Below are 649 nucleotides of genomic sequence, written 5' to 3'. Positions count from 1 at the left end.
GCACCATGGCGCGCGGACTACTTTCCAGAGCTCTCTTGCTGGGCATGGCTATAGTGGTAGTTGTTGGTGCGGCACTGGCCTCATTCGACAACCTATCCTCGCTTATGCGCAACCACAAGTCAGTCAGATACCTTGCGACGCCCGGGAACTACCTTGCCTCGATAGGGAAGGTCATCAAAGAGGAGACGCGCGCAGAGCGTGGACCGATCAAAGTAGTCGGTCCCGACGCCACGATGGATCCTCATCCACCAGGCGCGAAGCCACACTTTCTTGTCATTGTTGTAGGCGAGACGGTTCGCGCCCAGAACTGGGGGCTGAACGGATACGCTAGGAACACGACACCGCAACTTGAAGCCCTGGACGTCGTGAACTTCACCGACGTGACGGCCTGTGGTTCCAATACCGAGGTGTCCGTTCCTTGCATGTTTTCTATGTATGGAAGGCGAGACTACGACCGAGACAAGATCAAAAGATCCGAGTCGCTTCTGCACGTATTGGAGCGCGCCGGAATCAAGACCCTGTGGCGCGACAACCAGACGGGATGCAAGGGGGTGTGCTCTGATCTTGCATTTGAGTCTTACCGCGTTCCCGCCAAAGATAGTCTATGTGACGATCAGGCTTGTCGCGACGAAATCATGCTGCAGGGATT

The 649-nt window shown here is 55.9% G+C and carries 1 protein-coding gene; it reads left to right on the top strand.

Annotated elements, in window-relative coordinates:
• A partial coding sequence (locus INT12_RS30900) for a phosphoethanolamine transferase (protein ID WP_193059229.1) occupies positions 1–649 on the top strand: 649 nt, incomplete at both ends.

Origin of the sequence: Pseudomonas sp. K8 (assembly GCF_014889455.1) — a bacterium.
Lineage (GTDB): Bacteria > Pseudomonadota > Gammaproteobacteria > Pseudomonadales > Pseudomonadaceae > Aquipseudomonas > Aquipseudomonas veronii.
This window is presented reverse-complemented; position numbering and strand designations above follow the sequence as displayed.